Genomic DNA, 22141 nt, shown 5'->3' with positions numbered 1-22141 from the left:
TCAACCATACATGACAGATCGATCTGAGAAAGAAATCATCTTGGAATTAAAAAATATACGAAAACACTTTCCGATTAAAGCTGGGGTGCTGCAAAAGAAAGTAGGAGCAGTCAAAGCGGTTGACGGCATCGACTTAAACATTTATAAAGGCGAAACGTTAGGCATCGTTGGAGAATCTGGATGCGGTAAATCCACATTAGGACGGACGATGATTCGTTTATATGAACCAACAGAAGGACAAATTCTATTTAAAGGGCAAGATATCTCTCATGTATCTGAATCAAAACTAAGACAATCAACAAGGAAAAACATCCAAATGGTTTTTCAAGATCCCTTTGCATCACTCAACCCTAGAAAAACACTTCGAAGTATCATCAAAGAACCCTACAAAACACATCACTTATATTCCTTAAAAGAAAGAAATGAAAAAGTAGAACAGCTTTTATCAAAGGTAGGTCTTCATCCAAGCTTTGCGAACCGCTATCCCCATGAATTTTCAGGCGGACAGAGGCAGCGAATCGGCATCGCTCGTGCACTTGCCATGAATCCCGACATGATCATCGCAGATGAGCCTGTATCAGCACTTGATGTATCCATTCAGGCGCAGGTCATTAATCTGATGGAGGAGCTTCAGGAGGAATTTGATCTTACCTATCTATTTATCTCTCACGATTTAAGTGTGGTCAGGCATATTAGCGATAGAGTCGGCGTCATGTATCTCGGCAAAATGATGGAGCTTGCCGATAAGCACAGTCTGTACGATGAACCGCTCCATCCGTATACACAGGCCCTGCTTTCTTCTGTTCCCGTCACCCGTAAAAAAGGGCAAACGAAAAGAGAACGCATTATGCTGCAAGGTGACCTGCCGAGTCCTGCGAATCCGCCAAAAGGCTGTGTATTTCACACAAGATGCCCGCATGCGAAAGAAATCTGTAAAGAAAAAGTACCAGCATTTGAGGAATTAAAAACGAACCACTTTGTTGCCTGCCACCTCTACAATGCTTGATCAAGCTTGTATGATCTCATCTTTGAGAGGGGGGATGAAACAGGATTCTGTCATTATTTTTAAAAAAAGATAGGGGGAATTGTCTATGAAAGTTAGAAATAGAAAGTCCATTTTGGTCAGTTTACTGATGATTTTTACATTAATCCTTGCTGCTTGTTCTGGTGGAAATAAAACGTCTGGAGACAGTGAAAAGAAATCCACTGGTAAACCTGTACAAGGCGGCGATCTTGTCATCGGTTCAATTGCAGAGCCAACATTATTTAACTCGCTGTATTCTACAGATGTGGCAAGCTCTGATATTGAGGAAAGAATCTACAGCTTCTTACTTCAAACAGACGGAAAGCTGAACCCTCAGCTATCGCTGGCAGAGGATATTAAAGAATCTGATGACGGCAAGCAGTTTGATGTCACCATTAAAAAAGGTGTGAAGTTTCATGATGGTGAAGAACTGACTGCTGATGATGTTGTGTTTACATACAGCATTCCAATCAATAAGGACTACAATGGGGAGCGCGGATCAGGCTTTGAAGTATTAGAGTCTGTAAAAAAAACAGGGGACTACTCGATCGAATTCAAGCTCAATAAAAAAGATCCCTATTTTTATAATGTCACACTAGGAAGCTACGGTATTTTACCTAAGCATATTTTAGGTGATGTGCCTATAAAAGATCTCGGTGAAAACGAATTTAACCGAAAAAAACCAATCGGTTCAGGTCCATTTAAATTTGCAGAATGGAAAGAAGGAGACTACGTCAAACTAGAAGCCTTTGACGATTATTGGGATGGACGTCCTTACCTTGATACCGTCACGATTAAAACGATTCCTGATGAAAATGCAGCTATTGCTCAGTTATCAGCAGGCGATATTGATTTCTTTGCTGTACCGGGAGCGGAGCTGCAAACAGCTGAAAAAATAAATAACATCAAAATCGAGTCCGATTTAGGCCTGAATTATTCTTTTATTGGCTGGAATCAGAAAAACGATCTCTTTAAAAGTAAAAAGGTCCGCCAAGCGCTTACCCATGCCATTGATCGTCAAACGATTGTCGATCAAGTGTTAGATGGAGACGGGAAAGTAGCCAACATCCCAGAAAGCCCGCTGTCATGGAACTACCCTAAAAATGAAAATGTCCCAGTATTTGAATTTGATCAAGAAAAAGCGAAAAAGATGCTAAAAGAAGAGGGCTGGAAGGATACAGATGGAGATGGCTATCTTGATAAGAATGGTAAGAAATTCTCCTTTGTATTAAAGACCAACCAAGGAAATAAAGTTCGTGAAGATATCGCTGTCGTTGTACAGCAGCAACTTAAGGAAATTGGTGTAGAAGCGAAGCCGCAAATTGTAGAATTCAGTGCGTTAATCGAACAGACATCTCCACCAAAATGGGACTATGACGCTTTACTTCTAGGGTGGAGCCTAGCTACTTTCCCTGATCAATATAGCATCTTTCACTCAAGTCAGTCTGAAAAAGGTTTAAACAAAGTTTGGTATAAAAACAATGAAGTTGATCAGCTGCTCGTAGATGCTAAAAATTTAAGCGATCGAAAAGATTATACAAAGGCGTATGAAAAAATTTATGAACTAATTGCAGAAGATCAGCCATACACATTCCTTTATTATGCCAACTCACATCGAGCTATGCCAGCTAACCTACAAGGCTACTCTTATCATCCGAAAGATGAGTATTACAAAATCGAAAAGTGGTGGATTGAAAAGTAGACCCATTGTGAAGAAGGGGGGAGTTTCTCCCCTTACAGCGTGAAGACAAACCCTCGCATTCGGCGTCTGTCCTGTGTGCTGGTGCTCACGAATATTTCATTCGCTCCGAGCAAGTACTCGTCATATCACGCTGAGAAGAAAAATAGGGCTAAAATAACATCATTTTAGCCTTTTTTCACAGAATGGTGATCCGATGAAAAAGGAGTTGTGCATATGGTTACATATATCATTAGAAGGACATTGCTGTCGATTCCCATCTTATTGGGGATTACCATTTTGTCCTTTGCCATTATGAAAGCAGCACCAGGCGATCCGATGTCACTCATGATGGACCCTACCATTAGTGCGGCAGATCGGGAAGCCTTTATTGATAAGTACGGCTTGAACGATCCTGAATATGTGCAATATATGAAATGGCTTGGCAATATGCTTCAAGGTGACTTTGGCACATCCATTGTCAAAAAGGGAACGCCCGTGGCTGATTTGATTTTTGCCCGGCTGCCAAATACCCTCATCCTCATGATCTTTTCTACATTAGTTGCCCTGCTGATTGCTATCCCATTTGGTGTTCTTTCAGCAAAACGTCCGTATACAAAGCTTGACTATGGCATTACGGTTACATCTTTTATCGGACTGGCTATTCCAAACTTTTGGTTTGGTCTCATCCTCATTATGGTTTTATCCGTGAACTTAGGGTGGTTTCCAACTGGCGGAGTCTCTACCTTGAATGCCGATTTTAATGTGTTTGACCGACTCCATCACATCATTTTACCAGCCTTTGTTTTAGCAACGGCTGATATGGCTGGGCTGACCCGGTACACAAGGTCGAGTATGCTTGATGTCATGAGGCAGGATTACATTCGCACAGCAAGAGCGAAAGGCTTTAGAGAAAACAAAGTCATTTTTAAGCATGGTTTAAGAAACGGTCTTATGCCTGTCATAACGATTTTCGGATTGATGATACCATCCTTTATTGGCGGCGCAGTCGTGGTGGAACAAATCTTCACATGGCCTGGACTTGGAAAGCTGTTCATTGATTCTGCCTTTTCGAGAGATTATCCGGTCATTATGGCAATGACCGTTATTTCCGCAGTGCTTGTGGTGGTTGGAAATTTAATAGCGGATATTTTATATGCAATCGTTGATCCGCGTATTGAATATTAGAAGGGAGCTGAAGCACAATTGGCACAGCCTAATATGGGAACACCTCCTGTTGATATCAAATTAAAGGAGGGCCTTCCGCCAAAGCCAGAGACGATGCTGCGTTTATTTTGCGAGAAATTTTTCAAAAATAAATTGGCGGTTGCCGGCTCCGTGATCTTATTGATCATTATCTTTTCTGCCATTTTCGCTCCAGTGATCGCTCCATATGCACCAGAGCAGCAAGATTTATTGAAGCGGCTTCAGCCGCCAAGTGCTGAGCATTTTATGGGCACTGACAAGTTTGGACGCGATATTTTCTCAAGGGTGCTATATGGCGCGCGGGTCTCTTTATTGGTCGGTTTCGTCTCAGTGGTCGGTGCAATCACCATTGGCACTGTCGTTGGCGCGGTCGCGGGGTATTTCAAAGGATTTGTTGATTCCTTGTTAATGAGGTTTGTGGATGTCGTGTTGTCGATTCCAGACATTTTTCTATTGATCACGCTCGTCACCATTTTCAAGCCGGGCGTTGATAAATTGATTTTAATCTTTGCTTTGACCGGCTGGACAACAACGGCCAGGCTCATCCGCAGTGAATTCTTATCACTTCGAACAAGAGAGTTCGTACTCGCGGCGAGAACCATTGGAACGAAAAATCATGTCATCATCTTTTCGCATATTTTACCGAACTGTATCGGTCCTATTATTGTATCGGCTACATTAAAAGTAGGCTCCGTGATTTTAGCTGAATCAACGCTCAGCTATCTTGGCTTTGGTATTCAGCCGCCAACGGCAAGCTGGGGCAACATGCTGCAAGATGCACAAAATTTCTCGATTATGGTGCAAGCTTGGTGGTATCCGCTTTTCCCAGGTCTCTTTATTTTAATAACGGTTCTTTGCTTTAACTTTTTAGGAGATGGCTTAAGAGATTCATTTGATCCTAAGAGGATATGAACGAGTCATAATCAGGCTGTAGAAAGATCTCAATAGCCTGATTATATGGTTCATTCCCACTTGATATTTAGAAGTATATAGGTACAAGAAAAGTAATTGATAGAGTTTGGATTATTTAATGATTGAAGGTTTGGTAAACTCCTTTTCCTGTTGCTAAGATATTGTTTTTTCGTTTCAATAGTTTTTTTGACCTATTTAAGGGCTGAAAAGCTGTCCTTTATTGTAACAGGCAGTCAATTACGGAGAAGATGGAGTTTATGATCGATTTTTTTAGTATTTCTAATTCTAATGGCATTAATTTAGATATAGAGATGAAGGAAGATTATACTAAATTAATTTGCATAAGAAAAAAATATATAAAAACCAAAAAATATAATATCTAATTATTTACTTAAAATGAATAATATGGTAGAGTAATATATAGATATTCTTTATAATCTACCCATAATAAGTAGCACATTACTTTCCTCAAAGAGTAACACAACATTTTATCTTCGTATTTCTGCAATTTATATCACATTTATTTCTCTAAATCATTATTAATATCTCCCAATCAATGACTTTTTTCTTGAAAACAATCCCTATTTAGAAAAAAAATAATTTGTGTGATTCATTTTATTAAGTATAGAGAGGTGAGAAATTTTGGTATGATCAAAAACTTAAAATTCAAGTATATAGAAGCAGGCGAATTTCATTTTGGAACAGAGTGGAACAAAGAAAAGTTTATAAACATGGTAAATAATTATAATGTTCCGCTTGAATGGTTATTAAAAGAAGTCCCTCAGAAAAAAGTATATTTAAATGATTATTGGATTTCTGAAACTCCAGTTACGATTGGAATGATGAAAGAATTTTATCAAAATAATCCACATGTGCAAATGCCCTTAGTCATAAAAAAACATATTAATAATAACGATTTAGATTTCCCAGCATATCACATTAATTTTGAAGATGCGTTGATGTTTTGTTACTGGGCTTCAGAAACCTTGGGAGAGTGTATAGATCTTCCAACTGAACCCGAGTGGGAAAAAGCCGCTAGAGGAAGTTGGGATGATAGAGAATTTCCATGGGGCGATGAGATAATTGAGAATGTAAATATAAAAGGTCAATACAATTCTTTGCCTATCCCAGTAAAGAACATAAAGGAAAATAGATCTCCCTATGGTGTCTATGATCTTTCTGGAAATATAGAAGAGTGGACTAGAAGTTACAATCGACCTTATTTAGGTTCGCCCTTAAAATATTCTAAATCATTAAATTACCATATTTTGAGAGGTGGGACGTGTGAACATGGAGTAGATTTAGCTAGATGTTCAAGAAGACACGGAAATATTCCCAGTGTATTTAGAGGATTCAGAATTGTAAAAAGGAAAGAGGTTAATATATTTCAAAATGATATATATTCAGAATATTCGGAAGTTAATGAAGGTGATTTTATATTAGCAAGAACTTCAAAGTTAGACCAGCAAAACTTGATCGTTGATATAGATTTAAATAAAAAAGCTTATTTGGACATTCAAACATGTCAATCCAATGAAATAAAATTATTCAAAGGTTTTTCCAATCCAGGTTCAGAAATTTTGGTTCAATTTGAAGGAGATGTTGGAGGTCAATTAAAAGTAAGAAAACCCTCATTATCTGAATTGGATTCTTTATTAAGGAACTTAGACGTCAATAAAATAATTCAATAGGAAACAACTTAATATGCAATATCGTGGAGGGTTAGATTAGTGAGCACAGGTTGTTTTTAGCCCAATGCTTATTTTTAAGGGTGTACTTTTCATCGCAATAGTAGTGAAAATGCTTCTATAAATGGGATTTACAAAAAATAAAGTGAGGAGAACAAAATTGCAACTTAAACTGGATGATTATAAGTTACTTGCCCAAAAATTAAAAATCATACCCTATAAAAAGAAATATATGTACTTTTTCGGGCCTATTGAATTGCCTATTAATTTAAATGGAGAAATTATTATTTTTAATTGGTATACCTGGTTTGTACATAATGAAAAATGGTCCTTAAAAAAAACGCTGGAAAAATTACCGAGCCTATCTCAAAACGAATCTCAACAAAGCACTGTTTTGATATACGGAGACTTTGAAAACTCAGAAATGGCAAAAGTTAGATTACACAGTATCTGTCACACTGGAGATATTTTTGGAAGTGAAAAATGTGACTGTGGAATTCAGTTAAAACTGTCACTACAAAAAATTTATCAAGCTGGAACAGGTGCATTATTTTATTTATCAAATCATGAAGGAAGAGGGATAGGTCTATTTAGTAAATCAATGACCTATGTTTTACAGCAGAAAGGTTATACCACGTTAGAAGCTAATTTGTTGCTGGGGTATAAAGTAGAATGTAGAGATTATGAAGAAGCTTCCTATTTATTAAAAACATTAAGAAATAAGCCAATCATTCTACTAACGAATAATCCTGATAAAATAAATAATTTGAAACAAAGTGGAATTGCGATAGAGAGCTGTGAAAATGTGATTGGTGAAGTTAATCAATTTAACATTAAATATTTAGAGACAAAGGTAAATGATATGAATCATTCTTTTAAATTAGTAAAGGAGGATGAAAAATGCATACAGGGCCATTAAGAGCAATAGTAATTGACCAAACAGGGAAGTATGCATACACTGGCGGCTATGATAAAAGAGTTTACAAATGGGATTTAAATAGCGGATCCTCATATCTTCTTACTGAACATGAGCATTTAGTCGGAGGATTAACACTAAGTAAAGATGGAGGATATTTACTCACATCCTCTTCTGATTATTCTATGAAATTGATTGATACTAAGACTGAATCGGTAATAAAAACTTTTTTAGGTCATACTGACGACATCGAATATGCAATTTTCGCAGAGGACGATCAATATATTATATCTACATCCTTACAACATGATGGCAGAGTTTTAGTGTGGAATGTTGAAAACGGTAATATTATTCGTGAATTTAATGAACATAAAAGCAGTGTCAAATCTGTATGGACATTTAACAATAAAGTTTTTTCCTGTGATAATAACGGGAATGTTTTGGTGTGGAATTTAATTACTGGGGAAGTGCTAGATAATTTAGGTCCATATACTTGTGACATAGATACCATTAATGGAGATATAAATAGAGGGATTTTATTAATAGGGTTAGATAATGGTGATATAGATGTATATGATGCTCTAAAACATACAAAAATGAAAACATTAAAAGGTCATAAAATCGGTGTTAAGACTATAGAGATATCTCCATCTGGAAATTACGTATTAACTGCTGCATACGATCATCAAATTTTTATTTGGGATCGGAATTTCAAAAGGCTTTCATCATTACCTCAATACAAATATCAGTGGGAAGTAGGGTTTGCTTTTAGTAAGGATGAAAAAAACGTATATGGTTGTACATTTGGATATAAGTTTTGTGAATGGGAGTGGGAAAAAAATCAACTAATTGACAATAACATAACATGTGCAACCCCTTCCATAAACGATATAGCTGTTAGTGAAAATGGAAATGTCGCTACTGCTTCAGATGATGGTGTGTTTAGACTAAATGGAGAAAAGATTATGTCGGTAAATCATGTTTTGAATAACGCCGTAGGTATGACGAATGATGGTTCTATAATAGCTTGGGGAGATCATAAAGGATATTTGCATTTGGTAGATGCTGAACTGAAGACAATGATTAAATCAATTGATTTTTCATCTGGGCCACTTAATTCAATTGTTTATGATAGAGAACATCACTCGTTTTTTATAGGTTCATATAGTGGGAATGTATTTGAAATAAACCTTTACGATTTCAGCATCGTTGATCAGTTTCGTGCACATAATGGGGCCATTAAAGGAATGGTAGTAGAAAAAGAATTTATTGCTACGGGTTCTTCAGGTGGGGAAGTGCATATTTTTAATCGAAAAAATATATCAGAATGTATTCGTTTAGTTGGTTCGTCATTTGTCATAAATGATCTTTCATATAATGAAAAGAAAAATTTACTTGCAACAGTTAGTAGAGACAGAATTGTAAGAATTTATGATGCATCAAACGGATCTTTAAAAGGTCTTCACAATATGCATAACTACTCAGTTAAAACAGTATGCTTTAATGCTTCAGGAGTATTATTTGCAGGTGATTATTGGGGATATATTAGTGTATGGGATTTAAATGATGACAAGAAAAACATATTTAAAGTAGCGAATAATGGAATAAGTTATATGGAGAAATTAGGTGAAGAAGTTCTTGCTGGATCTTATGATGGAGGAGTATATTCAGTGAATAAAAGTGGTGAAAATTCAGAATTTATAAGATTATTTGATCAATCTGAAAATTATCATGTTTTAAAATGAGATATAAATTTATTTTCATTCTTATTTAAAGGAGGTGAGAGAAATGGGTCGTAAAATTAAAGTTCAACCAATCCGCAGCTCAGTAAACACACGTAAATAATTATAGGTTTGGGTAGGGATATAAAAAAGTATCCCTACTTAATTTTAATATAAAAAGGAGGAGAAAAAATGTTAATTAGACCACTTAGGGTTGATTATGTAGCTAGTAAAAATTATATTATCACTGTTGATACGCAAGGTGTACTACACCGTTTAAATGATAAATTAGAAGTTGTTAAAAGTTCAGCAGCACCGCTAATTAATACGAAGGTTTATTGTCTTACTGCAACGGACGATTATATTTATACTCGTGATTACTTTGGAGTCTTAAGTAAATACTGTATTGAAACCTTAAAAAAATTACAGACACTACATACTGAACATTATGCATTATCAGAAAAAATATTACAAAATGAAGAGCCGTCACCTTCAAATGCGAGAGGTATTCGAGTGTTCGGAGAGTTTCTATATACAACTAATGGTTTTGGGCAAATTATGAAATTAAATAAAGAATCATTGGTTGTTGAGGAGATAATTGAACACCCTAGTAATGAAAAGACATTCATTGATTATTTTAATGTGGAAAATGATATTGAACAAATTATTACAGATAAGGAAGGAAATTTGTTTTTCGGTGATTTAAGTAAGCTTGAATTTAACAGAAAAATTAAAGTTGATGAGGGAAGTGTACATGTAGTTAGGTATGATCCTAAGAATAACCGTTACATCGCTACACAAGATTATGGTTTGGAAAATTCATATGGTATTGAGTCAGGTCTTGCAATCATTGATCCCGAATCACTCACGTTTACAAGTCACCCATTCACAACAGATGATGTTGAATTTATTTTCTTTGACAAACACTTCACTGAAATTTACACTGGAGGATTTGATGGGAAAATTTATGTATTTGATAATATGACCCCTAGTCTTAAACTTAAGCGAACCTTGGGTCCATTTAATCACCAGATTTCATATGGTCTCATGCTGAATGATGATAGAATATTAGTTCTTTTACAATCTGGAGAAATGCTGATTGTTGATAAATATGGAAATGAATTAGAAAAGTTGGATTTTGATTATGTTTGCTATTGGGATTTTGTGAATGGTGAAAGTTCAGATGAATTCTATGCTCCAAATGGCAAAGGGATTACTAAATTTGTTGTTGAGGAGGTCAATGATTCAGATATTATAATAAGAGAAAAAGAGAAATTTGTATATAACTTTGGCTTAATATTTAAATTAGTGCGTGTAAACAGCTCAAGATTTGTTGCTTTATCTAGAAAAAATTTAATTTTTAGCTTTGATGAAAATGGCTATGTTCTATGGAGTACAAATTTAGAATATCTGCCTAAAAGTATATCGTGCTGCTCGAATAAACAAGTTGCAATGGTAGGGTTAGATAATGGAATAATGCAAGAAATAGACTTAAATAATGGTAGATTATTAAGAAGAAAAAATTTCGATGCGGCCGTTACTACTTCTATATTTAATGGGGAAGATGTTGTAATAGGAACTTCCAATGATTCTCTTCACTTTATTGATTATGTCACATTTGAAGAAAGTCATAAATCGCTCAATTTAAAAGGGTATCCAAAAAGAATTCGACTTGAGGGACAGTATCTAGTTTTAACAGGTGGTGGATTCGGTTATATTGAAATTGATAAAGATACCTATGACATTAACAAAAGAATGGTAGGTGACTTGCTTTATAATACAAGAGAAGAATCTATAAGAATAGATGATTACATTTTAATATCTTCTTATGGCCACCAAATGGGTGTATATAATTACGAAAATAATCAGATTGTTTATTTAATTGAGAGGTTGCCAGACTATGTAAAAGCAATTAAACATTATAAGGGAGGAAATGGGGAGAATTATTTAATTATTGGTGGAAATAATGGATTCTTACAATGCTATCGAGTCAATAAAGATGGATCACTCCTATTAATAAAGGAATATATTTTTTAATGCGAAAGTTAAGGTTACTATTAGCGGCTAACCTGATTTCAACTGTGGGAACCGGAGTAACTTCTTATTTAATCATTTGGTTGCTGATAGACCAATTGAATCAATCAGTATTGTATGGAATTTTAACCATTGTCACGATGATTTTTGTGTTCTTTGCTTCGCCCTTTTTAGGAAGCTTGGTTGATAGACACTCTCGGAAAGCTATCTTCCTGCAATTAGAATTAATAGGTGCGTTCATGCTGATTGTTTTTCTCATCCTCTTTGATATTTCAAATTTCCTTAATATTTTTCTTGTCGTTTTATTAACACTATATAATACAATTTATGATTCAATAAAATACCCAACGTTATCAGCTTTAACTCAAGAAATGTTTAAAGAGGATGAGTATAGTAAAGTCAATAGTAGTTTAGAAGTTCAGGGGCAAGCAGCTTTGATGATTAGCTCTAGTTTAGCCGCTTTTATGATCGGTCAAATATCCATCACCCTTATATTGGTTATGAATATCATGACATTTCTTGCCGCTTCAATTATCATATACAAACTTCCTTATCAACGAAGTCGTGTGGTAGAAGAGGAGACCAATGCCACGAAGAGTGTATCATACTGGGTTAACTTTAGGTCTTCACTTCAATACCTAACTCAACGGAAAGTTTTGTTCGTAATTTTATTAACGACTTTTGTGCCTAGTATTGTTATTATTGTGGCAAATTATTTGGATCCAATTTTTATTTATCAATTTTTGAATGAAGGTCCCTCAGTAATTGGTATTGCAAATATCTTTTACGCAGTCGGAGCAATTGGCGCTGGTTTCGTAGCCTATCAAATGTCAAAGAGACTTCCACATATTCAAGGTGTCATTATGTTTATGATCGTATTTGCTATTTCAACAGTCGTTATCTTTCTTTTCCCTCACTCTGTGACATTTATTGTAGCAAGTTTTTTTTGGGGTCATTCAAATGCTGCCATTAGAGTATTTAGAAAAAGTTATATGTTCCAACATGTTGATAATGCATATATGGGACGTGTCAACTCATTAATTAATGCATGTAAGTTATTAGGTCAGATTGCTTTAATTGGAACTTTAACTATAACTGTTGTGCCAGCTGGAAAATCTCAATATGGATATCTTATTTTATTCATCATCGTATTTGCTGCTCTATTCATCACATCATATTTATGTATGAAAAACTTTAATTACAAGAATGAAAAAAAGTATACTTCTGTCTGAGAGTTGACTTTAGAAAGAGGAGCGTTAACGGAAATTGGTTATATGAATTGATCAATTGTTTTGTGTGTTTTAATTTTGCTAAAATAAATATTAACATTGAAATCAGAAAAAGCAGACTTTACTTTAAAACACATCCAACTCCATCTTGCTGCACGAGTTTCAAGTATTAGGTTTTCATTTTAGGATGATTGAAGCTTTTTCCTTACTTGCTTGGAAAATTAAAACCAGGTTGTATTTTAATTACAACGACAATCATTATGGGATTTGGTATGAAGTTTATCATACCAGTTGAGTTTCTAGAAGCACTGTTTGGGTTACAGTCAGTCTACCTTTTGGTTTTTTTATCGGTCTAATGAATGCCTTCTTAAATGTGCCGATTAGCAGTTTATTTCTGGGACTTACTCATTACTCCACATGCTTATAGGAGTCATGCGATTCCCATCTTACAAATGTTCTCTAACTTCATTCTTGGCATTGCCAGTATTTTTTCTAAATATATTGGTGTCATATGGATTACTGATATCTCTGGTGTTTTCCGTCTTATTAACTGCCGCGAAAAAAATAAAGGCAAACCACCTGTCGTTCAGCTTGAAGTTTTGATAAAGTTGGAATAATTTCTCTATCCCTTGCCCATACTGTGGACAACAGTTTTTATAAAGTGAGGGATTGGTTATGTTATTTCTTCATGACGTATGGGTGAATTGGTTTGAAGGGGAAGAAAATGGCTACAATGTGTGTCATTTTCATGAGTGGCGCAAGGAGGACAGCGTTGAGCTGTTAGATCAAGTGCCTTTACTTAAGGTGCAGAGTCCTTTGTTTGATTACATAGAGAATGATCTATCAGAGCTGCCAAAGACGCTGCTAGAGACTGTATTTGAGAAATCATATATTCGAAAAAATCATGAACGCCGTAAATTAGAGTATTGCTTTGTGGTCACGGACGGGATTAGAATCATCGCTGTGGATACGATTGGTTATTCCATCCCTGTGAGAAAGAGCCGATTGATTCCAAGACAGGAGCAATTGGTATATGAAATGGTGAAAGATGTGAAGGCAGAGGAGTATGAATTCACGCCGGACAGCCTTGAATCGACGAAAGAATATCACATCCTATCATTACCACCGCAGCATATCAGCGGATTAACGAGAAAAGAAAGACAGCTGAAGCAGCTGATGTTTATGGCGCTAGATCAACTAAAGGGGCTTCAAAACCGAGCTGAAATTGCCTATTGGTATACAGAATGGAATCCGCGCATGTACAACCAGATCAAACGAATGTCTTTCGAGGAAATTTGGAACATGCTTTATAACGAAACCATTGATGGATGGTCAGAAAACCATTTAGCCTTTTGTGAAAAAATGATTAAAGGACAGCCGTTTTTTGAAAAACTTTGGGAAATGGAAAACGAATCAAAAGTGAATTAGAAAAAGCTTGCAGCTGAATAAGCTGCAAGCTTGTTTTATTTGCGTTTCCGGCCAAGACCCATTGCATTCTCCATTTTTTTCAGCATTTTGTTTGCCGCACGGTTTGCTTTTTCAGCACCCTCATCTAAAATGCGATCAAGCTCATCTGACTCAATGAGTTCATAATAGCGATCTTGAATCGGTTTTAACGCATCCACGACCACGTTCGCAAGATCTCCCTTAAATTCACCATAACCTTTGCCTTCGTATTTTTGTTCAAGCTCTGCAATCGATATGTTCCCTAATACAGAATAAATCGTCAGCAAGTTGGCAATTCCAGGTTTGTTTTCTTTGTCATATTTGACGATGCCTTCTGAATCAGTCACAGCACTTTTGATTTTCTTTTCAAGCTGTTTTGGCTCATCTAATAAGGTAATGAAAGATTTTTGGTTCGGATCAGATTTGCTCATCTTTTTCGTTGGGTCAGTTAAAGACATAATCCGAGCGCCTTCTTTTGGAATTTTGACTTCAGGTACAGTGAAGATGTCATTGTACTTTCGGTTAAAGCGTTCAGCAAGCGTTCTCGTTAATTCAAGATGCTGCTTTTGATCTTCTCCTACAGGAACTAAGTCCGTACCGTATAACAAAATATCGCCAGCCATTAATGGCGGATACGTTAATAGTCCTGAAACGACCGCTTCCTTACCAGCAGATTTGTCCTTAAATTGAGTCATTCTTTCTAATTCCCCAATATAAGCGACACATTGTAGCATCCATCCTGCCTGGGCGTGGGCAGGTACCTCTGATTGGATAAACAATGTTGCCTTCTCTGGATCAAGTCCCACTGCCAAATAAAGAGCGGCTAAGCTTCTAATATTTTGTCGAAGGGCTAAACGATCCTGACTCACCGTAATGGCATGCTGATCGACCACACAAAAGTAGCCGTTGTAATCATGCTGAAGATCGACAAATTGCTTCATCGCTCCAATGTAGTTCCCCAATGTCACAGAACCGCTAGGCTGAATGCCTGAGAAAATCGTCTTTTTTGTCATACTAAAACCTCTTTTCTTCAATATAAAAAGGCCCACCCGTCACTTTTCAACAGAAAAGGGACGAATGAACCGTGGTACCACCCTTGTTATTTCAATACGAAATCACTCAAGACGTTGATATCGGAGACTGCTCCGTCTAAGCCTACTAACTCTGTCAAGTGTTCGGTTAGCTGCTCCAAAGCCCATTCCATACATGCCATTATCTGCTTGCACCAACCGCAGACTCTCTGTAAATGGTGAATATATGTACTCTTCTTTTTCATCGCAAAAATGTAATTTCATTCATTATAAATAAGCAAAAATCAAAAGTCAAAACCTACATATAATAAATCAAGAGCAATATTAACATTTCAATGAGTAAACTCAAACCTAATGTTCTTAAGGTTGAAAAGTTACTTTGAAAAGATGATGATAAATGTTTGTTTAAACTGTCATCAACATGGTCCTTTTGCTTATTTAAAGAATCAAACACTTTTCGGAAGCTGTAAGATATTTGATCAAAAAATCCACTTTTTAAAGTGATGAACGATAACCACACTAGCAAAGTGCCAGAAGCTAAATAAAATGTGATGTTAATCATGCTTAAGAAAGATATGTGCCCATAAAAGAGGAAGCTTAAAATGAAAACAAGGCCATTAGAACTAAGTAAAAGAATAAAAAATCTAATAACAATCACTCCTGCGCATTAAAACTTTACTGTACTAAAATAGCAATAAAAACATTTAATTCAAGACTTTCACTATATAAGAAAAACGAAACAAGGAACGAAGCTGTTGTTTTAATCAATTTCTTGATATCAGTTTACAATGAATCATGAAGATTGCCAATTGTATAGACAGGATTACCTCTGATTAGGTATTTAAGATCACAAAATCTCAGAAAAATAACCAAATTATTTCAATTTTTTAATAAAAATATTAAAAAACAGTGGAAATATGAAAATTTTCTTAAAAAAATGAATGCACAATTACTTATTTGCTAGTATAATAGTTCCTGTAGTTCATTTATGAAGGGGAGGTCAACAACTAGATGAAAAAGTCTAAATTTTCACTGCTTTTAGTTTTTTTATTGGTGCTGACTATTTTTGTATCTGCATGTTCAGGTAAACAAAGTAGCGACAAGGGCACTGCATCCAAAGATTCAAAACAAGAGGCTACAATTTTAGAATCACAGGAAATGCCTGCAATGGATACAATCCAAGCGAGTGATACAATCAGTTTTACGACTATGAATAACGTGTTTGAAGGTTTGTATCGTTTCAACGATAAAGAAGAATTAGTGCCTGGTATGGCTGATGGGGAACCAGTTGCTAACAAAGATAAAACAGTTTACAACATCAAAATTAAAGATGCAAAATGGTCTAATGGTGACCCAGTTAAAGCTCAAGACTTCGTATATGCATGGCAACGTGCTTTAGATCCAGAACAAAAGTCTGAGTATGGCCCATATATGATGGTTGGTAAAATTAAGAATGCTGATAAAGTATACAACAAAAAAGCAAAGCCTGAGGAACTAGGAATTAAAGCTGTAAGCGATAAAGAACTGCAAATTACACTTGAAAAACCAATTCCTTACTTCCAATCTCTGCTTTCATTCCCAACATTCTACCCAGTGAATGAAAAGTTCGTTAAAGAACAAGGTGACAAATATGCCAAGACTGCAAAGAACCTTGTATACAACGGACCATTTGAGCTTTCTTCTTGGGATGGCCCACAAGCAACTACTTGGGAATACAAAAAGAATGAAGAATATTGGGACAAAAAGAACGTCTCTATGACAAAACTTACTTTTAAAGTATCTAAAGATCCACAAGCAGCTGTTAACGCATTTGAAGCGGGAGAAGCTGATATTACACCTAAATTATCAACACCTGCCATCATCTCTCAATACGAAGGTGATAAGCGGATGAAAAGATTACTAGAACCTACTGTGTTCTGGTTGAAAATGAACCAAGGAAATAAATCTTTAAAGAATGAAAACGTTCGTCGCGCAATTGCAACGGCAATTGATAAAGAAGCGTTTGTAAATGATGTGTTGCAGAATGGTTCAGTTGCTGCATACTATCAAATTCCAAAAGATTTCGTACATGATGAAAGCGGAAAAGACTTCCGTGATGGAATGCCTAAATACTTAGAAACTAATAAAGATGAAGCGAAAAAGCTTTTTGAAAAAGGGTTGAAAGAATTAGGAACGTCTAAAGTAACGCTTAATTACTTAGGTGATGATTCTGAGACAGCTAAAACAATCGGTGCTTTCATTAAAGATCAGCTCGAGAAAACTTTACCTGGCTTAGATATCAATATTCAAAGTGTTCCTTTCGCTACTCGTATTGATCGTGATAAGAAAGAGGATTACGATCTTCAGATGGCTGGATGGGGTCCAGATTACCTTGATCCGATCACGTTCTCTGACTTGTTCATCACAGGTGGCGGAAACAACCACATGGGTTACTCAGATAAAAAATATGATCAGTTGTTAAAAGATGCATCTGGCAAATTAGCTGCAAAACCTGAAGAACGCTGGAAAGCTTTACAAGAAGCTGAAAAAGTATTATTACAAGATGACGCAGCACTTTCACCAATTTATCAGAGAGCAACTAACTATCTGATTAATAACAAAGTAAAAGGATTTGTCATTCACAAAGTTGGACCTGAATTCAGCTACAAATGGATGAAAATTGAAGGATAATTAACAATCTTATAGAAAAGAGAGTGTATTCTCTGAATATACTCTCTTTTTCACTGAGAGAAATATGTCGAAATATACAGAAAAGTCAGTTTTATCAGGAGGTGCAAGTATGCTGAAATACTTAATTAGACGGGTTGCCTACATGGTTGTTACCCTCTTCATCATTGTTTCAATCACTTTTTTCTTAATGAAACTTATTCCGGGTTCTCCTTTTGTTAATGCGCAAAAGTTGTCAGAAGCTCAACAAGCTGTACTTAATGCAAAATATGGACTAGATCAGCCAATTCCTGTTCAATATTTTCATTACATGATTAATACATTCACTGGGGATTTAGGTGTTTCATTCCAATTCAACAATACCTCCGTAACAGAACTTCTTTCATATCGAGTAGGACCATCTGCTGTCCTAGGCCTTCAAGCGATTATTTTAGGAACGATTGTTGGTATCTTTTTGGGAGTAGTTGGAGCTTTAAGACAGAACACATGGGTGGATTACTCTGCTACTTTCTTGGCAGTTATCGGTAAATCAATTCCGAGTTTTGTATTCGCTGGATTACTTCAGTACTATATTGCGGTGAAATTGGGGTTATTACCAACTCAATTTTGGAATGGGTTTGAATATACAATTTTACCTACTATAGCGTTAGCAATGTTCCCTATCTCCATTTGTGCTCGTTTTATGAGAACAGAAATGGTTGAAGTACTTGAGACAGATTACATTTTGCTTGCAAAAGCAAAAGGAGCAGGCTATTTTGAGATCGCATTTAAACATGCAATGAGAAATGCTTTAATACCTGTTGTCACAGTACTTGGTCCATTGACTGTTAGTTTAATGACGGGATCACTAGTAATAGAAAAAATCTTCTCAATTCCTGGAATTGGTGAGCAGTTTGTTAAAGCCATTACAGTAAACGACTACCCAGTCATCATGGGTACAACTATCTTATTTGCCGTTCTTTTTGTAGTGGTTGTATTTATTGTCGATATTCTATATGGAATTATCGATCCTAGAATTCGTGTAGCGGGAGGTAACAAATAATGAAACAGCAAGAAGAAAATATTGATAAAAGTCTGTTTGAACCCGCTGGTGTTGATACATTATCTGCTGAAAAAATTGAAAAACCAAGTCTAAATTATTGGCAAGACGCATGGCTTAGAATTAAAAAGAATAAAGCCGCTGTTGTTAGTATGGTGATTTTATTTTTAATTGTATTCATGGCGCTCGTCGGACCATTAATTAGTGGCAAAGACTTTAGTACTCAAACAACGTCTGAAGCGAACTTACCGCCTCGAATCCAAGGATTAGAGCATGTTAGTTTCTTACCTTTTACTGGTGAAAGAACACTAAAAAATGGTGATGTGGTTAATCCATATGAACAAAAAGGGATTGAACATTACTACTGGTTCGGTACCGATAATCTTGGGAGAGATCTATTTACACGTGTGTGGAAAGGAACTCAAATCTCACTGCTTATTGCTGTTGTTGCAGCTGTGATCGATTTAATTATTGGTGTTGCCTACGGCGCTATTTCTGGTTATTTCGGTGGGAAAATTGATAATGCGATGCAGCGTATTTTGGAAGTTCTAATGGGGATTCCAAACTTAATCGTTGTCATATTAATGATTCTCGTCTTAAAACCAGGGATTATTCCAATTATTATTGCACTAAGTATTACCGGGTGGATCAGTATGGCTAGGGTCGTGCGTGCTCAAGTCATGAAGCTGAAAGAACAGGAATATGTACTAGCCGCTAGAACTTTGGGATTAAGTAACTTTAAAATTATCTTTAAGCACATGTTGCCAAACTTAACAGGTGTGATGATTATTAATACAATGTTCACTATTCCTAGTGCGATCTTCTTTGAAGCTTTCTTAAGCTTTATTGGATTAGGTCTGCAAGAGCCGCAAGCTTCACTAGGGACATTAATTGAAGATGGGTTTAAATCAATGATCGCTTTCCCATATCAGATGGTTTATCCAGCAATTATCATTAGTGTTATCATGATCGTCTTTAACCTTGTTGCCGACGGTGTGAGAGATGCACTTGATCCAAAAATGAAAGATTAGTACGGGGCGGTGATGTTGATGAATAAACAAGAAACGATTTTAAAAGTAAATGACTTAAATATTTCATTCCACACATTTGCTGGCGAAGTTAAGGCAATTCGAGGTGTGAATTTTGAATTGAAAAAAGGTGAGACGCTTGCCATTGTTGGAGAATCAGGCTCTGGTAAATCGGTAACTTCTAAATCAATTATGGGTCTGCTTCCTAAATCTAACTCCGAAGTGAAAAAAGGAGAGATTTTGTTTCAAGGTAAAAACCTAACAAAACTTTCTGACAAACAGATGCAGAAAATAAGAGGGAAAGATATTGCCATGGTCTTTCAAGATCCAATGACATCTTTGAATCCGACTATGACAATTGGCAAGCAAATTATAGAACCCATCTTAAAACATCAAAATGCAAGTAAAGAAGAAGCTAAAAAAAGAGCACTTGAGCTTTTGAGTCTTGTAGGTATTCCGAAACCGGAACAGAGGTTCAAGCAATACCCTCATCAATTTTCTGGTGGGATGCGACAAAGGGTTGTCGTTGCAATAGCTCTTGCTTGTAATCCGAAAATTTTAATTGCAGATGAGCCAACTACTGCTTTAGATGTAACCATTCAAGCCCAAATCTTAGAACTGATGAAAGATCTTCAAAAGAAGATTGAAACATCTATCATCTTTATCACACATGATTTAGGGGTCGTTGCGAATGTAGCAGATCGTGTAGCGGTTATGTATGGTGGTCAAATTGTTGAAATTGGCACCGTAGATGAGATTTTCTATAACCCAAAACATCCATATACTTGGGGATTACTGAGCTCTATGCCAAGTCTTGATGCAAAAGAGGAGAAATTGTTTGCCATTCCAGGTACGCCGCCTGATTTGTTGAATCCTCCAAAAGGAGACCCGTTTGCGGCTAGAAATCAATTTGCAATGAAAATTGATTTTGAACAGCAGCCGCCTTTATATCAAGTATCAGAAACTCATTTTGCAGCTACATGGCTTTTACATCCTAACGCACCAAAAGTAGAACCTCCTGAATCAATTAAGCAAAGAATGCGACAATTTAATGCGCAAAAAGGGGGGGATCACATTGAGTGAAAAAGATGTTATTTTACAAGTGAAAAATCTTAAGCAATATTTTAATGTAGGTAAACCTAATGAAGTAAAAGCTGTTGATGATGTCAGCTTTGACATTTATAGAGGTGAAACATTGGGCCTTGTAGGTGAATCTGGTTGCGGGAAATCCACTACTGGGAGAACCATCATTCGTCTATACAATGCAACAGGTGGCGAAGTTATTTTTAACGGGCAGAATGTGCATGATAAAAAATCAACAACAGATCTTAAACAATTTAACCGAAAAATGCAAATGATCTTTCAGGATCCATATGCCTCCCTCAATCCAAGAATGAAAGTTGTGGATATTATTGCTGAGGGTATCGATATTCATGGTCTTGCAAAATCAGCACAAGCACGTAAAGACCGTGTGTATCAATTGCTTGAAACGGTTGGTTTGAATAAAGAGCATGCGAATAGATACCCGCATGAATTTTCAGGCGGTCAAAGGCAGCGTATTGGGATTGCTCGTGCGTTAGCTGTTGAGCCGGATTTCATCATTGCCGATGAGCCAATCTCTGCACTAGATGTGTCGATCCAAGCGCAGGTCGTCAACTTAATGAAAGAGCTGCAAGAAGAAAAGGGCTTAACGTATTTATTCATTGCCCATGACCTTTCCATGGTGAAATATATCAGCGATCGTATCGGCGTGATGTATTTTGGGAAATTGGTTGAGCTGGCACCAGCGAATGAATTATATGAAAACCCGCTTCACCCATATACAAAATCATTACTATCTGCGATTCCGCTTCCAGATCCTGATTATGAGCGTAACCGCAAACGGATTAAATACGATCCATCTGTTCATAAAGGAACAAATACGGAATTTCGTGAAGTGAAGCCAGGTCACTTTGTCAGCTGTACTGAGGAAGAATTCAAAGAGATCAAAGCAAAACAATAAGAACAGAGAAGAAGCACTGCGATATCAGTGCTTCTTTTTTTATTTTACAAAAAAACAAGTTGATGGTAATTTTTATGTAAAATGAGTAAACCAGGAGGAAATCAAATGTTGTTATGGAAGACGTTTCGCTATTCATGTCTTCACTTTTTTATCGTCACGATGCTTTTTTCAATATCTTTTTTAACGGAACCAAACGGAGGAAAGTGGATGATCGCATTTTTAGTGCTCATTTGCATCATTTCGTTTTCGGTTGAATTTGCTGTGTATCGGCGCACGAATAAACAGAAGGAAGAAGTCCGGCGTATGAAGTACCTTTATTTCATCATGTTTCAGATCGCCATGACACTTCTTTTGTTTGCTTGCTTTCAAATGCTCATGAATCGTTCGATATAAAACTTTTTTGCTTTCTCTTGAAAAAAAGTGAAACCACCAATGGCATTGCTGCGTCTTTACTAGTACAGGCGTTTAAATAGCAGGAAATCGGGAATAGATAAGGAAGTGGTTCTTAACTACATCATAA

General features: G+C 36.2%; 18 protein-coding genes and 1 other annotated feature. Of the genes, 16 read left to right on the top strand and 2 right to left on the bottom strand.

Annotation, left to right across the window (positions count from 1 at the left end):
- The first annotated feature begins 10 nt into the window (after positions 1-10).
- From KFQ09_RS04040 to KFQ09_RS03995, 10 genes are all read left to right on the top strand, one after another.
- Complete coding sequence (locus KFQ09_RS04040; RefSeq protein ID WP_255836235.1) at positions 11-1006, top strand: ABC transporter ATP-binding protein; 996 nt, start codon at positions 11-13, stop codon at positions 1004-1006.
- A gap of 85 nt (positions 1007-1091) precedes the next feature.
- Entirely contained in the window at positions 1092-2726 is a 1635-nt protein-coding gene (locus tag KFQ09_RS04035; protein ID WP_050827146.1) for a peptide-binding protein, read from the top strand.
- Between the two features lie 213 nt (positions 2727-2939).
- Positions 2940-3890: an ABC transporter permease gene (locus KFQ09_RS04030; RefSeq protein WP_034621771.1), complete on the top strand. Its 951-nt coding sequence runs from the start codon at positions 2940-2942 to the stop codon at positions 3888-3890.
- 33 nt (positions 3891-3923) lie between these two features.
- On the top strand, positions 3924-4820 hold the full coding sequence (gene opp4C, locus KFQ09_RS04025) for an oligopeptide ABC transporter permease (protein WP_080987789.1): 897 nt from the start codon (positions 3924-3926) through the stop codon (positions 4818-4820).
- A 647-nt stretch (positions 4821-5467) separates the two neighbouring features.
- Positions 5468-6511, top strand: a complete 1044-nt coding sequence (locus KFQ09_RS04020) for a formylglycine-generating enzyme family protein (protein ID WP_050827148.1) — start codon at positions 5468-5470, stop codon at positions 6509-6511.
- Positions 6512-6632: 121 nt separating this feature from the next.
- Positions 6633-7427: a GTP cyclohydrolase II gene (locus KFQ09_RS04015; RefSeq protein WP_050827149.1), complete on the top strand. Its 795-nt coding sequence runs from the start codon at positions 6633-6635 to the stop codon at positions 7425-7427.
- Positions 7409-9169 carry a WD40 repeat domain-containing protein gene (locus KFQ09_RS04010; protein WP_255836037.1) on the top strand — a complete coding sequence of 587 codons (1761 nt, stop codon included), beginning with the start codon at positions 7409-7411 and terminating at the stop codon, positions 9167-9169. The genes KFQ09_RS04015 and KFQ09_RS04010 overlap by 19 nt, the downstream gene beginning before the upstream one ends.
- A 168-nt stretch (positions 9170-9337) precedes the next feature.
- Positions 9338-11182, top strand: coding sequence for a hypothetical protein (locus tag KFQ09_RS04005; protein ID WP_050827151.1), 1845 nt, complete (start codon positions 9338-9340; stop codon positions 11180-11182).
- Positions 11182-12411, top strand: a complete 1230-nt coding sequence (locus KFQ09_RS04000; protein ID WP_050827152.1) for an MFS transporter — start codon at positions 11182-11184, stop codon at positions 12409-12411. Before KFQ09_RS04005 ends, KFQ09_RS04000 begins: the two co-directional genes overlap by 1 nt.
- Positions 12412-13083: 672 nt before the next feature.
- A complete protein-coding gene (locus tag KFQ09_RS03995) occupies positions 13084-13836 on the top strand; it encodes a YjbA family protein (protein ID WP_025207150.1) in 753 nt (250 codons plus the stop codon).
- A 35-nt stretch (positions 13837-13871) separates the two neighbouring features.
- On the opposite strand, the gene trpS is transcribed toward KFQ09_RS03995, so the two are convergent.
- Complete coding sequence (trpS, locus tag KFQ09_RS03990; RefSeq protein WP_024425046.1) at positions 13872-14867, bottom strand: tryptophan--tRNA ligase; 996 nt, start codon at positions 14865-14867, stop codon at positions 13872-13874.
- 53 nt (positions 14868-14920) lie between these two features.
- Positions 14921-15139, bottom strand: a binding site (T-box leader).
- 44 nt (positions 15140-15183) lie between these two features.
- Complete coding sequence (locus tag KFQ09_RS03985; RefSeq protein ID WP_223255625.1) at positions 15184-15447, bottom strand: DUF3899 domain-containing protein; 264 nt, start codon at positions 15445-15447, stop codon at positions 15184-15186.
- A gap of 449 nt (positions 15448-15896) precedes the next feature.
- Here KFQ09_RS03985 and KFQ09_RS03980 point away from each other — a divergent pair, with 449 nt between their 5' ends.
- From KFQ09_RS03980 to KFQ09_RS03955, 6 genes are all read left to right on the top strand, one after another.
- Entirely contained in the window at positions 15897-17555 is a 1659-nt protein-coding gene (locus KFQ09_RS03980; protein ID WP_035392439.1) for a peptide ABC transporter substrate-binding protein, read from the top strand.
- 109 nt (positions 17556-17664) lie between these two features.
- On the top strand, positions 17665-18594 hold the full coding sequence (opp3b, locus tag KFQ09_RS03975; protein ID WP_035392438.1) for an oligopeptide ABC transporter permease: 930 nt from the start codon (positions 17665-17667) through the stop codon (positions 18592-18594).
- The gene (gene opp3C / locus KFQ09_RS03970) at positions 18594-19622 is read left to right on the top strand and encodes an oligopeptide ABC transporter permease (protein WP_035392435.1); all 1029 of its coding nucleotides are present in this window, start codon (positions 18594-18596) and stop codon (positions 19620-19622) included. The genes opp3b and opp3C overlap by 1 nt, the downstream gene beginning before the upstream one ends.
- 18 nt (positions 19623-19640) lie before the next feature.
- Entirely contained in the window at positions 19641-20702 is a 1062-nt protein-coding gene (locus tag KFQ09_RS03965; RefSeq protein WP_035392433.1) for an ABC transporter ATP-binding protein, read from the top strand.
- Positions 20671-21621: an ABC transporter ATP-binding protein gene (locus KFQ09_RS03960; RefSeq protein WP_370648313.1), complete on the top strand. Its 951-nt coding sequence runs from the start codon at positions 20671-20673 to the stop codon at positions 21619-21621. The genes KFQ09_RS03965 and KFQ09_RS03960 overlap by 32 nt, the downstream gene beginning before the upstream one ends.
- 105 nt (positions 21622-21726) lie before the next feature.
- Positions 21727-22014: a hypothetical protein gene (locus tag KFQ09_RS03955; protein ID WP_025207152.1), complete on the top strand. Its 288-nt coding sequence runs from the start codon at positions 21727-21729 to the stop codon at positions 22012-22014.
- The last annotated feature ends 127 nt before the right edge of the window (positions 22015-22141 follow it).

It is taken from the genome of Bacillus sp. FS02 (assembly GCF_024398395.1).
Classification (GTDB): domain Bacteria; phylum Bacillota; class Bacilli; order Bacillales; family Bacillaceae; genus Bacillus; species Bacillus altitudinis.
The sequence above is the reverse complement of the archived record's forward strand: the minus strand, read 5'-3'. Positions and strand labels throughout refer to the sequence as shown.

What these genes read in the sequence shown, in the direction of transcription:
- KFQ09_RS04040 (WP_255836235.1), top strand. Translation starts at nt 11, where the DNA reads ATGACAGATCGATCTGAGAAAGAAATCATCTTGGAATTAAAAAATATA.
- KFQ09_RS04035 (WP_050827146.1), top strand. Translation starts at nt 1,092, where the DNA reads ATGAAAGTTAGAAATAGAAAGTCCATTTTGGTCAGTTTACTGATGATT.
- KFQ09_RS04030 (WP_034621771.1), top strand. Translation starts at nt 2,940, where the DNA reads ATGGTTACATATATCATTAGAAGGACATTGCTGTCGATTCCCATCTTA.
- opp4C (WP_080987789.1), top strand. Translation starts at nt 3,924, where the DNA reads ATGGGAACACCTCCTGTTGATATCAAATTAAAGGAGGGCCTTCCGCCA.
- KFQ09_RS04020 (WP_050827148.1), top strand. Translation starts at nt 5,468, where the DNA reads ATGATCAAAAACTTAAAATTCAAGTATATAGAAGCAGGCGAATTTCAT.
- KFQ09_RS04015 (WP_050827149.1), top strand. Translation starts at nt 6,633, where the DNA reads ATGGGATTTACAAAAAATAAAGTGAGGAGAACAAAATTGCAACTTAAA.
- KFQ09_RS04010 (WP_255836037.1), top strand. Translation starts at nt 7,409, where the DNA reads ATGCATACAGGGCCATTAAGAGCAATAGTAATTGACCAAACAGGGAAG.
- KFQ09_RS04005 (WP_050827151.1), top strand. Translation starts at nt 9,338, where the DNA reads ATGTTAATTAGACCACTTAGGGTTGATTATGTAGCTAGTAAAAATTAT.
- KFQ09_RS04000 (WP_050827152.1), top strand. Translation starts at nt 11,182, where the DNA reads ATGCGAAAGTTAAGGTTACTATTAGCGGCTAACCTGATTTCAACTGTG.
- KFQ09_RS03995 (WP_025207150.1), top strand. Translation starts at nt 13,084, where the DNA reads ATGTTATTTCTTCATGACGTATGGGTGAATTGGTTTGAAGGGGAAGAA.
- trpS (WP_024425046.1), bottom strand. Translation starts at nt 14,867, where the DNA reads ATGACAAAAAAGACGATTTTCTCAGGCATTCAGCCTAGCGGTTCTGTG.
- KFQ09_RS03985 (WP_223255625.1), bottom strand. Translation starts at nt 15,447, where the DNA reads ATGATTAACATCACATTTTATTTAGCTTCTGGCACTTTGCTAGTGTGG.
- KFQ09_RS03980 (WP_035392439.1), top strand. Translation starts at nt 15,897, where the DNA reads ATGAAAAAGTCTAAATTTTCACTGCTTTTAGTTTTTTTATTGGTGCTG.
- opp3b (WP_035392438.1), top strand. Translation starts at nt 17,665, where the DNA reads ATGCTGAAATACTTAATTAGACGGGTTGCCTACATGGTTGTTACCCTC.
- opp3C (WP_035392435.1), top strand. Translation starts at nt 18,594, where the DNA reads ATGAAACAGCAAGAAGAAAATATTGATAAAAGTCTGTTTGAACCCGCT.
- KFQ09_RS03965 (WP_035392433.1), top strand. Translation starts at nt 19,641, where the DNA reads ATGAATAAACAAGAAACGATTTTAAAAGTAAATGACTTAAATATTTCA.
- KFQ09_RS03960 (WP_370648313.1), top strand. Translation starts at nt 20,671, where the DNA reads ATGCGCAAAAAGGGGGGGATCACATTGAGTGAAAAAGATGTTATTTTA.
- KFQ09_RS03955 (WP_025207152.1), top strand. Translation starts at nt 21,727, where the DNA reads ATGTTGTTATGGAAGACGTTTCGCTATTCATGTCTTCACTTTTTTATC.